This is a genomic window from Gorillibacterium sp. sgz306347, assembly GCF_059735245.1.
On the sequence record NZ_JCAPET010000054.1, the window covers coordinates 1 to 10,355 of the forward strand.

8 protein-coding genes are annotated in these 10,355 nt (G+C 58.8%); 1 reads left to right on the forward strand and 7 read right to left on the reverse strand.

Annotation, left to right across the window (positions count from 1 at the left end):
• Positions 1-437 precede the first annotated feature (437 nt).
• The 7 genes from tkt to AC6I6H_RS19880 all read right to left on the reverse strand — a co-directional run bounded on the left by tkt (position 438) and on the right by AC6I6H_RS19880 (position 8,421).
• Complete coding sequence (gene tkt / locus AC6I6H_RS19850) at positions 438-2,462, reverse strand: transketolase (RefSeq protein WP_497955937.1); 2,025 nt, start codon at positions 2,460-2,462, stop codon at positions 438-440.
• Between the two features lie 214 nt (positions 2,463-2,676).
• Entirely contained in the window at positions 2,677-3,804 is a 1,128-nt protein-coding gene (locus AC6I6H_RS19855) for a deoxyribonuclease IV (RefSeq protein WP_497955938.1), read from the reverse strand.
• A gap of 170 nt (positions 3,805-3,974) precedes the next feature.
• Positions 3,975-4,430, reverse strand: a complete 456-nt coding sequence (locus AC6I6H_RS19860; protein WP_497955940.1) for a type II toxin-antitoxin system VapC family toxin — start codon at positions 4,428-4,430, stop codon at positions 3,975-3,977.
• Between the two features lie 23 nt (positions 4,431-4,453).
• Positions 4,454-4,753, reverse strand: coding sequence for a hypothetical protein (locus AC6I6H_RS19865; RefSeq protein WP_497955941.1), 300 nt, complete (start codon positions 4,751-4,753; stop codon positions 4,454-4,456).
• Between the two features lie 192 nt (positions 4,754-4,945).
• Complete coding sequence (locus AC6I6H_RS19870) at positions 4,946-5,398, reverse strand: hypothetical protein (protein ID WP_497955943.1); 453 nt, start codon at positions 5,396-5,398, stop codon at positions 4,946-4,948.
• Between the two features lie 237 nt (positions 5,399-5,635).
• Positions 5,636-7,531 (reverse strand): MHYT domain-containing protein, encoded by a 1,896-nt coding sequence (locus AC6I6H_RS19875; protein WP_497955944.1) that lies wholly within the window; start codon positions 7,529-7,531, stop codon positions 5,636-5,638.
• Between the two features lie 104 nt (positions 7,532-7,635).
• Positions 7,636-8,421 carry a sugar phosphate nucleotidyltransferase gene (locus tag AC6I6H_RS19880; RefSeq protein WP_497955946.1) on the reverse strand — a complete coding sequence of 262 codons (786 nt, stop codon included), beginning with the start codon at positions 8,419-8,421 and terminating at the stop codon, positions 7,636-7,638.
• A 193-nt stretch (positions 8,422-8,614) separates the two neighbouring features.
• On the opposite strand from AC6I6H_RS19880, the gene AC6I6H_RS19885 reads away from it, so the two are divergent.
• The gene (locus AC6I6H_RS19885; RefSeq protein WP_497955948.1) at positions 8,615-9,760 is read left to right on the forward strand and encodes a zinc-dependent alcohol dehydrogenase; all 1,146 of its coding nucleotides are present in this window, start codon (positions 8,615-8,617) and stop codon (positions 9,758-9,760) included.
• Positions 9,761-10,355 lie beyond the last annotated feature (595 nt).

Below are 10,355 nucleotides of genomic sequence, written 5' to 3' on the forward strand. Positions count from 1 at the left end.
TTTTCTGTGGTGCCCGCCAGGGCACGGGTGGCTAACGGTTGCCACGGGGCTTATTCCCGCCAAAATCGCCTCATTTTATCGCTAACGGTTGCCACAGCGCTTATTTTGGCTAAAAGGGCCGAAAACAAGCAAAAAAACGTGAATAGCCGCTGTCGCAACCGTTAGAATTTTAAATCCCTCTTTTTGGAGCAAATAGCCTCTGTGGCAACCGTTAGCCCTCCTGCTCCGAAAGCCCGCTCTATCCCGCGTTGAGCATCAACCCACCGTATCGGGCAAGCTCCGCATTCCCCAACAACCAAAACCATGTGTCCCATCGGTATCGCGGGCACATTCTCTTACCGGTCCATGATGCCGGAAAATGGCCTGAAACGCCAACGAAGCTGCCCCCCGTCGGCTTGCGACTTGCGGGACAGCTTCGTTATACAGCCAGAGCCGTTTTATTTGTTCAGCAGGGCTTTCACCTTCGCCACGACGTTCTCAACCGTAAAGCCGTACTCCTTCAGCACGACGCCGGCCGGTGCCGACGCGCCGAAGCGGTCGATGGTGAGCGTGTCGCCGTCGAGGCCGACGTAGCGGTGCCAGCCGAGCGGCGAGGCCATCTCGACGCCGAGGCGGGCGCGCACGTCCGGAAGGATAACCGAATCGCGGTATTCCTTCGGCTGCTTCTCGAACAGCTCCCAGCTCGGCATGCTGACGACGCGGACCTGGATGCCTTCCTCCGCCAGTTTCTTCTGGGCTTCAACGGCCAGGTATACTTCCGAGCCGGTGGCGAGAATTTGCGCCTGCGGCTTGCCGTCTTTGGCATCGGACAGCACGTAAGCGCCGCGCTCGATGCCTTCTCTCGCTTTTTCGGCCGTGCCTTCCAGGTTCGGCAGCGCCTGGCGGGTAAACACCAGCACAACCGGGCCTTCCTGGTTGGCGACCGCATAGCGCCAGGCCTGGCTGGTCTCGTTGCCGTCGGCGGGGCGCAGCACCGTCAGGTCCGGAATCGACCGGAGGCCGGCCAGCTGTTCGATCGGCTCGTGCGTCGGGCCGTCTTCGCCGACCGCGATGCTGTCATGGGTGAACAGGTAGATCGCCGGAAGCTTCATGATCGAGCCGAGGCGGATCGCCGGCTTCATGTAATCGGAGAAGACGAAGAACGTGCCCGAGAACGCTTTGACGCCGCCGTGCAGCATCATGCCGTTGACCGCTGCGGCCATGGCGAATTCGCGTACGCCGAAGAAAATGTTGCGGCCGCTGTAATCGTGCGGGGTCATGCGGCCCGACACGCGGATGCCCGTTTTCGTCGAGGTTTCCAGGTCGGCGGAGCCGCCCACGAGCATCGGGTAATTCTTGGCGATCGCGTTAAGCGCCTTTTCCGAGGATTGGCGGGAAGCGATGCCTTTATCCTCCGGAGAGTAAACCGGAAGCTCGGCGTCCCAGCCTTCCGGCAGCTCGCCGGCAATGGCCATTTCCAGCTGCTTCGCGAGCTCGGGATGAGCGTTTTTGTACGCTTCGAAATGCTGCGTCCAGGCCGCTTCCGCCTGCATGCCGCGGTTTTTGACGGCGGCGAACAGCTCCTGCACTTCAACCGGCACATAGAAATCTTCCCGGCCCGGCCATTCGTAGAATTCCTTGGTCAGCAGCGTTTCCTCGCGGCCGAGCGGAGAGCCGTGCGAGCCGGTTTCGCCGCCTTTGCCGGATTTGTTCGGGCTGCCGTAGCCGATGACCGTCTTCACTTCGATCAGGGTCGGGCGGTAGTCGGCGCGCGCTTCGGCGATCGCCTGGTGGATTTCCTCCAGATCGGTGCCGTTTTCTACGCGGATGACGTGCCAGCCGTAGCCTTCAAAGCGCTTGCGGACGTCTTCGGAGAACGCCATGTTCAGCTCGCCGTCAAGCGAAACGTCGTTGGAGTCGTACAGCACGACGAGCTTGCCGAGCTTCAGGTGACCGGCCAGCGAAGCCGCTTCGCCGCTTACGCCTTCCATCAGGTCGCCGTCGCCGCAAATCGCATACGTATAATGGTCGACAACGCGGAAATCATCCTTGTTGTACGTATCGGCCAGATGCTCTTCCGCCATCGCCATGCCGACGGCCATCGCGAAGCCTTGTCCGAGCGGGCCGGTCGTGGCGTCAACGCCGACGGTGTGGCCGTATTCCGGATGGCCCGGCGTTTTGCTGCCCCATTGACGGAAGTTTTGCAGCTCGGAGAGAGGCAGGTCGTATCCGGTCAAATGAAGCAGGCTGTACAGAAGCATGGACCCGTGCCCCGCGGACAGAACGAAACGGTCGCGGTTGAACCATTTCGGATTGGCCGGGTTATGGTTCATGAATTTGGTCCACAGCTCGTACGCCATCGGGGCGGAGCCCATCGGCATGCCCGGGTGGCCCGAGTTGGCTTTATCGATCGCGTCGATGGCAAGCGTGCGAATCGTGTTAACGGCAAGCTTTTCGATCAAGTTGTTGCTCGTTGTCGCCATTCTAGGAAACCTCCTGATATCTTAGTTCATTCATTGTACCATTAAAGCAGGGGTAATTCTATACAGCGTTTTATGTTCTTGCCAGCCGATCGGAGAGCATTTCCGGAGCAGGACCGGAATCCGCCGAAGGTCTTGCGCCTCCGGGCAGGGGGCATTTCCGGGCCTCGCCAAAGCCTTCCGGGACAGGCGCACGCGCCACGAAACCGGCGCCGGATTACGCCAGAACCAGCGAATGGCGGCCGGACAAAAATCCGATCAGCCGGTGATTGATTTCCTTCTCGCTCCGCTCCGGCAGGACGTTTCCTTCGACGATCATATCGTAAAGACGCTCCATCGGCTCGCGCTTGTCCGCTTTTTTGGCTTTCGCATCGGTGCGCAGAAGCTCCCATGTATTTAAAATGAAGTTCCGCTCGTCGATTTCCCGGCCGGCGAAAAACCGCTCCAGCTTGGCGACGTCCTCCACGTAATCTGCGCCAAACCGCTTGTCCGCATCCCCGCGCAGGAGCGCAATCTCCGCTTCGTACATCGGGGCGGACGTTTTGTCGTTTTTTCCGATCCAGGGCGTTTCCAATATAAAAGGCAAATGCTTCAGCTTCTCGTGCCGCACGACGTTCTGGATCGTTTTGAAGCCCAGGTAGCCCGCTCCGATCGGAGCATGGCGGTCCTTGGAGGCGCCGCACGGGTTTTTGCTGTCGTTGATGTGCACAACCGCCAGCCGGTCCAGGCCGACGATGCGGTCGAATTGCTCCAGCACGCCGTCCAGATCGTTCACGATGTCGTAGCCCGAATCATGCACATGGCAGGTATCGAAGCAGACGGTCAGCCGGTCGTTGTCCTCCACATTATCGATGATGGAGGCGATTTCCTCAAACGTGCGGCCGAGCTCGGAGCCTTTGCCGGCCATCGTCTCCAGCGCGATGTTCACGTCCGTTTCCTTGACGCCCTTCAGCACCTCGTTCAAGCCCTCGGCAATCTTCGCAAGGCCGAATTCGGGATCCTTCTCGGTGTAAGCGCCGGGATGAAGCACGATGTTGCGGACACCGAGGTAATGGGTCCGGTGAATTTCCGCCTGGAGAAAATCGACCGCCAGCTCGTAGGTCCAGTTCTTGTAGGAGCCCAAATTAATGATGTAAGGCGCATGCACCACAACGTCCGAAAGGCCGTTCCGCTCCATCACCTGCTTGCCTTCCTCGACGTAAAAATCCTCGATGGGCTTGCGCTTCGTGTTCTGCGGCGCCCCCGTATAAAGCATGAACGTGCTTGATCCATAGGTTGCGGCTTCTTCGGCCGCGCATAACAGCCCCTTGTCCGCACAGGACACGTGGGATCCGATTTTCAGCATGCTGCTCCTCCTTTATTTGGGCGGCCCGTCTTGCGCCGGTTCCGGCTCGTTTTGTCCTCTCCATTGTACCGTTTCCGGCTGCCGCATTTCCACCGGATAAGCAAAAAGCCGCCCCGCCGGCGCTCTGCCGGACGGAAACGGCTTTTGACAGCGGGGCCTGAAACAGGCTTTTATCCCGCCGGAATGACTTTGATTTCGTCCGACAGCTGAGGCAGCGCCGCATAAGTCCGGTTAAAAGTAAAAATCCGCTTGATCCGGTATGTAAGCATGACCACCGCCGTAACCGCTTCGCCGAGCGACAGCTGAAGGTGGGGAAACTGCATAAGCAAGCCCTTCGCTTCCTGCTCCAGCTCCTGGTTGCCCGAGATGAGGGACAAGCGGCCGGCGGTCATCGCCTTTTCGATCGAGTTCAGGAAATATTCGGCCTGCGTATAGCCGTAATGATCCCGCAGCCATTCATGGGTATCGAAAATGATATAACTGGTCGAGACGAAATTCCGGTCCAGGTCGTCCAGATCGAGAAAAAAAGACCGGGCCCTCGTATACTGCTCATGGTCCGGGTCCATAAACGCCTTCAGCGCCGAATCGTCCAAAAAAACGCTTTGCTCGTAAGCCGTCTCCGTCATGTTGCCATCCTCCCGCACGCGCGTTATTGAATATTCCGGGTCAGTCCGTCCAGGTACAGCAGCGGATTGCGCTCTTTGCGCTCCACCGGTATCGAAGCATTGCTTTCCGCCGCCGACTGCACCGCCAGATACTGCCGCACCGCCCGGCTCACCAGCGTTTCCACCGGCAGATTGCGGCGGTCCGCCCAGCTTTTGAGCAGATCGTAATCGCGCGGTTCGAGTTCGACGGTAGGATAGTCCTCGGAATGGTCCCGCTTATCCGACAGGAGCTGGGAGGCGGAGTCCTTGAGTTTGCCCATATAGCCCTTGAATTTGTTTTCCATTGGCCCTCATCCCGTTCTGTTCGTAGTAGTCCCGGCTCAAAGCTGCGGGCTCCCATTCATGATACCGAACCGGACACGCCGAGGCAACCCGGACCGGACGGAGCTTCCGAAAAGGACCCTTTCGCTTTGGGGGATCAACAGTACCCTTAAACGGGCGGAAGGCGTTTGAAACAAAGGACGGGCAAAAGCGGCTTAACCCTCGGAAGCCCGCGCCGTCTGCTCGGCGGGGACCCAGTGCAGCAGATGGCCGTCCACGCGCACGCTGATGCGGCCTTTTACGGTAGGAATGGACAGCACCGACTTTGCGTCGATGCGCGATTCGGGAAAGGCCAGCTCGCCGAACACCGGCGGTTCCTGAGCTTCCGTCTCGTAACCGGACAAAATCAGCTCCATCCGGCCATAGACGCGAAAGACCCGGCTGTAATCAAGCGGTTTGATATGGAACCAGTTGACGTGCGAGACGCTTTTTACATAAAACGTATACTTTTCGCCGCCCCTTCCGAGCAGCACGATGTCCGACAGCCGGATGATCTCTTCGTTCAACAGCCTTTCGGCTTCTTTCTTGGCCTGAAGCTTTCGCGGTGTTTCCACGAGCATGGAGACGGTCAATTCCAGTTTGGCGTTTGCCGGTTTATGCAGCTTCATGAGTTACCCTTCCTCTCCGGACCTGAAATGAAAGTACAGTTTATGAACGATGACGGACAGTTAGCACTTTCGGAAGGAAAAGTGCCGCTTCTGCGGGTACCGCCAAAAAAAGCGTCCGACCGTGCGGAAACACGTATCGAACGCTCGCGGCTGTCATCGGGGTACGCTCCGTGAGGAGAATGCCCTGAATCTTCTTACCCGTTTTGATAGGACCAGTATACCTGATTTTACAAGTTTTTACGAGGGAAAGCCGTTTTCTTCCAGAATGGCTTCCGCTTCTTCCGGTACCGCTTTTAAGGGGACGGCAAAAAGGAACACAGAGCCTTCCCCCGCCTTGGATTCGGCGCGGATGGCACCGCCCATCAGCTCCGCCAGCTTTTTGCAGATGGCCAGGCCGAGCCCGGTTCCGCCGTATCTTGCGCGGTCCGGACCGTTTAGTTGGGTGTAAGGCTGGAACAGACTGCCGAGCTTGTCCCCGGGGATGCCAATGCCCGTATCGCGGACGGAAAATTGCAGCAGGACCCGGTCTCCGTTTTGCTTTAATAGGGTTCCTTCTATGAAAACACCGCCGGTTTCGGTAAATTTGAGCCCGTTCCCGGCCAGGTTTACCAGCACCTGGCGGAGCAGCGCTGCATCCCCAATCGCTTGTGCCGGTATATCCGGGGAGAGAGAGCCCGCCAGCTCCAGTCCGCGTTCGCGGGCCAGGCCTCCCAGCATGGCAAGCGTGTCCTCTACCAGAGCGTGCGGCGAGAACATCTCCTCATGAACCTCCATTTTTCCGGCGTCGATCTTGGAAAAGTCCAGAATCTCGTTCACGACCTCCAGCAGCGCCTGCCCGCTCTTGCGGATGGTGCGCGCATAATCCAGCCGGTCGCCGGACAGCCCGGTTTCCAGCAGCAAATCCGTCATGGCAAGGACGCCGTTCAGCGGCGTGCGCACCTCGTGGCTCATCATGGCGAGAAAATCGCCTTTGACCCGGACGGCCTGCTCCGCCTCTTCCTTGGCCTGTATCAGAGCTTGTTCGGCTTTTTTGCGCTCCGTGATGTCCTGGGAAATGATATAGACGTCGGAAATGCGGCCATCCACCATAAGCGGAGCCATCGTGGAAGCAAGGTCGATTCTCCGCCCGTCGCGATGGACGACAGAAAACTCGAGGGTCTGCGGATGACCGGCCGCGACGCGGCGAAACGCCAGCATGACCTTTCGGGCGTCGTGCGGGTTCAGGAAGGAGCGGAACGACTGCCCGTGCAAATGGGAGACCGGGTAACCCGTTACCTTCTCAGCGGCGGGATTGGCCCGCTTCAGCCGTCCCTCCAGGTCGAACAGGCAAACCATGTCGGGGTTATGCTCGAAAATCGAATTATAACGGCGTTCGTTCAGCCGGGCGGTGCGGAGCGCGAACTGATGGTCCATGTACAGCCCGAGCAAGGCCAGCAGCAGAAGAAACAATGCAATGGCGGCGATCAGGGCCGCCAGAAGCGCCGAGCTGGTGGTCTGCCCTGGGAAGGAGGGACCAAACTGCCGGTCCGAATAATCGGCCGCCAGCATGCCGACAAAATGCATGCCGAAGATGGCGGTTCCAAGCAGCAGAGCGGCGGCGGCTTTCATCCCCCGGGTAACGGGCTTGCGGCGGCGAAACGATTGGGCGAGCCGGAGCGCGGACACGGAAATCAGCACCGCCACCGCCGAAGACAGAAAGACGAGCGACCGGTCGTAAACGATCACGCCCTCCAGCCGGACCGCCTCCAGCCCCAGGTAATGCATGCCCGTCAGGCAGGCGCCCATGAGCAGGCCGCCCAGGTACGGATCGGCTTTTCCGGGGGTTTTGCGGGAAGCGAGCCAAAGGGCCAGCAGACTTGCGGCGAAAGGCAGAAATACAGTCAAGAGAAGAAGCGGATAATGAAAGGACAAATGGCGCTGCGGCAGGAGAAAGGCGAGGATGCCCACAAAATGCATGGACCAGAGTCCGAGGCCCAGAACAGCGGAGCCGGCCAGAAGGAGCAGTCGCTTGTGCGTTCCTTTCAGCGCAACGAGACGGGAAATGGTATGTAAGGCGGCATAAGCGGAAAAGTAGGAAAACAGGACGGAAAGCAGCAGAAGCGGAAGATGATAGCCGTGGTTCATGGTGTTCATAAGGTTCCTCGCTTCCCGAAAGATGGGATCGGTCAAGCCCTTTTATTGTCGGGCTCCCTTCCGGGGGTGTCAACTGATAATTCTGGAAATGGCCCGCTTTTCTCTTAAGGGCCGGGCTTGAACCGCTCCCTGAGCCACGCCTCCCACGCCGGCTGCTCCGCGGCCAGCTCCACGTTTGCCCTCAGCCAGGAGGCTTTGTCTCCCAGGTCGTACCGGACGCCCGCAACGTGCAGACCGTAAAAAGGACGCTCCAGCAAATACCGGGCGAAAACGTGGGTCAGCACATGCTCGCCCTGGTCCGGCCGGTAACGGTCGATCCAGGCAAAAATGTCGGGGGAAAGCACATACCTTCCAATGGAGGTATACAGCGAAGGCGGCGGGCCGGAGGGCTTCTCGACGATTCCTGTTATGCGGTACAGCCCTTCTTCGTCACCGGCACCGAGCGCAAGCGAATTGAAGCGGACAATAGAGGCCGCGTCCGTCTTTTCGATACCCGTGATAACGCCCGTTTCCGGACCGCGGTAGCGCTCCGCCAGCTGGCCGATGCACGGCTTCGGCCCGCGCACGATTTCATCGCCCAGAAGAAGGGCGAACGGCTCGTTTCCGACCAGCTCCCGCACGCAGGAGAGCGCGTCCGCCGTCCCGCCTGGCCTCTCCTGCAGCGCAAACCTCACGCCGGCGTCGCCCGCAAAATGGCGCCGGATGCTTTCCCCTTCCTCTCCGATCACCAGAATCGCCTCGGCGATGCCGGCCTGGCGGATTTCCTCCACGATATGATCCAGCACCGTCCGGTCGCACACCGGGAGCAGGCCTTTCGGCACCGCCTGGGTCATCGGGTACATGCGGGTTCCTCTGCCGGCGGCAAGAACCACAGCTTTTTTGATGAGCATGGGACACCTCGTCGTCATCCGTTTTTCTATAGTTTGCTTGATGTCCGGGCGGGTTGTCCACCTTTTCCGGAAAAGCGGGCTTTCCCGTTTGTTTTTTCCCGGAGCGCCGTTGCCCTTGGACTTGAACCGGTTAATAAAAGAAGGTACGCCCGGTAAACACTACACTACGAACGACACGAAAGGAGCGGGACCCATGAAAGCTGTCACTTACCAGGGAATGCGCAATGTCGATGTAAAAGAGGTAGAGGACGCCAAGCTGCAAAAGGCGGACGACGTGCTCGTCCGGATCACAAGCACGGCCATCTGCGGGTCGGACCTGCACATTTTCAACGGAGAAATTCCGAACATGCCGCATGGGTTTGTTATCGGCCACGAGCCGATGGGAATTGTCGAGGAGGTCGGCCCGGAGGTCACGCATGTCAAAAAAGGCGACCGCGTGATCATCCCCTTCAACGTGGCCTGCGGCGAATGCTGGTACTGCAAGCACCAGCTGGAAAGCCAATGCGACAACGCAAACGAGTTCCTGGACGGCAACGCCGGGGGCTACTTCGGGTATTCGGAAACCTACGGCGGCTACTACGGCGGGCAGGCGGAGCTTTTGCGGGTGCCGTTCGGCAACTTCGTCCCGTTCAAGGTGCCGGAGGACGCGGAGCTGACCGACGAACAGATTCTGTTCCTGTCGGATATTCTCCCGACCGCTTACTGGAGCGTGGAAAACGGCGGGGTCAAGCCGGGCGACACGGTCATCATTCTTGGCTGCGGACCGGTCGGTCTGCTGGCGCAGAAATACGCCTGGAAAAAAGGCGCCAAGCGGGTCATCGCGGTCGATCACCTCAACTACCGGCTGGAGCATGCCCGCGTCACCAACAACGTGGAGGTATTCAACTTCAAGTCGATGGAGGACGAGCTGGAGGGCCACCTTCTGGAAATTACCGCCGGGGGTGCGGACGTGGTCATCGACTGCGTCGGACTCGATTCCGAGAAAACGCTGGCCGAGAAAGCCCAAACGCTGCTCAAGCTGCAGGGCGGCGGCCTCGGCGCGTTCCGCACGGCGGTTAAAACCGTCCGCAAAGGCGGCACGATCCAGGTCACGGGTGTTTACGGCTTGAACTACAACATGTTCCCGTTTGGCGATATTTTCAGCCGCAACGTCACCGTGAAAACCGGCCAAGCCCCGGTCATTCATTTCATGCCCGAGCTGTACCGGCAGATCAAAAGCGGGGAGATCGACCCGACCGACATCATCACCCACCGGCTTTCGCTGGCCGACGCCGTACACGGCTATAAAATCTTTGACAACAAGGAAGAGGACTGCATCAAAGTCATTCTCAAGCCTTGACCGTTCCTGCAGGAACGGCATAGCGTAGCTTTGACCGCTGCTGCCTCAAGGGCATTGCGAAGCTTTGACCGCTTAGGATGCAAAAAACAAAAACCGGGGACAGACGCGCTTGGCGTTTGCACCCGGGTTTTTGTTTTCTTGTGAATAAGCCGGAGACGGACTACGCCGCCTAAATCCTGCAATAATGCAGGATTATTGCGAAAAGGCGGGTCCTTTTCCTGATAATAATGCGAATCTGCAGGATTTCTCGTAATTTTAGAAGGAATACTCCGGAAGCAGGCTGATATTGATGCACATATGCAGCATTCCCCGCTCTGGCATCTTCTGCGTTAGAAAATGATGCACATTTGCATTATTCCTTTGCCAGTTAGTTGTTCCCTATGAGAAATTGGCGCAAGAACGGCAACTGTTTTGGTACAGCGGTCACATTGTAACAGGCAACTGTTTCAGAGTAGCGGTCAGCAGCGGGCTACTTACTGTTGTAGGATATGCAGTTAGCGGGGGCCGTCGCTTGCACCCGGTAGTGCGTACCGCGTCGGTCAACTGACCGGCGGGGCGTCCCCTCCGAGCGCGTTCCGCGAAGCGCTCCCCGCGT